This window comes from Mesorhizobium sp. (assembly GCF_024509055.1).
Lineage (GTDB): Bacteria > Pseudomonadota > Alphaproteobacteria > Rhizobiales > Rhizobiaceae > Mesorhizobium.
The window spans coordinates 1-1,654 of the sequence record NZ_JANINM010000342.1 but is presented as its reverse complement, the minus strand read 5'-3'; the positions used below and the strand labels follow the sequence as shown (position 1 = coordinate 1,654).

At 66.2% G+C, this 1,654-nt stretch carries 2 protein-coding genes; both read left to right on the top strand.

All coding sequences use genetic code 11. The annotated features are described in order from the left end of the window. Nucleotides 1-318 (top strand): heme-binding protein (locus Q0L57_RS14610; protein ID WP_296743730.1); only part of this gene is annotated, 318 nt, incomplete at its 5' end. Further along, the gene (locus Q0L57_RS14605; RefSeq protein ID WP_296743728.1) at nucleotides 315-1,574 is read left to right on the top strand and encodes a glycerate kinase; all 1,260 of its coding nucleotides are present in this window, start codon (nucleotides 315-317) and stop codon (nucleotides 1,572-1,574) included. The genes Q0L57_RS14610 and Q0L57_RS14605, both read left to right, overlap by 4 nt. Nucleotides 1,575-1,654: the final 80 nt, after the last annotated feature.

Here is a 1,654-nt window from a genome sequence, read left to right as displayed (position 1 = left end):
GGCTCCAACGCTTCGAACCCGGATTGGGCGCGGCGCAAGATCAACGTCGTCAAGCGCTATCTCAGAAGCACCTACCGCCTGGTGCTGGAACAGCAGCGGCCCGACCGCACATTCAAGGTCGGCGAAGGCCTGGACATTTCTGAATATGTGCTCGCCGGCGGCGGCTTTCCGGTCACGGTGAAGGGCGCGGGCGTCATCGGCGTCATCGCCGTTTCGGGCCTGCCGGAACGCGAGGACCATGGTGTGGTCGTCGATGCGCTTTGCGCTCATCTTGGCATCGACGCAAGCGGGCTGGCATTGCCACCGGAAGACAAATGACCGATCCGAAAACCTTCCTCACCGCGATCTTCAACGCAGCGGTCGCCGCCGCCGATCCGGAAAAGACCATCCGCGACCATTTGCCGGCCAGGCCGAAGGGCCGCACCATCGTTATCGGCGCCGGCAAGGGCTCGGCGCAGATGGCGGCAGCCTTCGAGAAGGTCTGGGATGGTCCGATCGACGGGCTCGTCGTCACCCGCTACGGCTATGGCGCCAGATGCGAACGCATCGAGATCATCGAGGCGGCGCATCCTGTGCCCGACGCCGCGGGTCTCGAGGCCTCGCGCCGGTTGCTGGAGAAGGTGGGCGGCCTGACCGCCGACGACCTGGTCGTGGCGCTGATCTCCGGCGGGGGCTCGGCATTGCTGCCGTCACCAGCACCGGGTCTCACCTTGGCCGACGAGATCGCCGTCAACGAGGCGCTGCTGGCCTCCGGCGCGCCGATCGCGGCGATGAACACCATTCGCAAGCACGTATCGACCATCAAAGGCGGTCGGTTGGCTGCAGCAGCCTATCCGGCCCGGGTGGTCTCGCTGGTCGTCTCCGACATTCCCGGCGACAATCCGGCGCTCGTGGCCTCGGGTCCGACCGTGCCCGACACCGGCAGCCGCGAGGACGCGCTGGCGTCGATCGCAGCCTACAGCATGCAACTGCCGGCCTCGGTGATGGCGCATATCCAGTCGCCCGCAGCCGACGCGCCGCGCCCTGACGACCCGCGTTTTGCCGGCAACGAAGTGCACCTCACCGCCTCTGCCGGCGTTTCACTGGAAGCGGCGGCAGCCGAAGCAACGCGCCATGGCATCGAAGCTGTCATCCTGTCGGATTCGATCGAGGGCGAGGCGCGCGAGGTCGGTGGCGTCCATGCCGCGATCGCTCGCGAGGTGGCGACGCGCAACCGGCCGTTCGCCAAGCCGGTTCTGATCCTGTCGGGCGGCGAGACGACGGTGACGCTGCGCGCCAAAGGCAAGGGCGGTCGCAATTCCGAATTCCTGCTCGCTTTCGCCATCGGCATCGATGGCGTGAACGGCATCCATGCCCTGGCCGCCGATACCGACGGCATCGACGGCTCCGAGAACAATGCCGGCGCCTTCGCCGACGGCTCGACAGTGTCGCGCATGCGTTCCGCAGGCACCGACGCCAAGGCAATGCTTGCCGGCAATAACGCCTGGACCGCCTTCAACGCGGTGGATGATCTGTTCGTGCCTGGGCCGACTGGGACGAATGTGAACGATCTGAGGGCGATACTGGTTAGGTAGCGCGGAACCCACAGAGTCGTCATTCTAGGGCGAAGCAAGGAGCGAAGCGACGAGCGCAGACCCTAGAATCCATTCCGTGA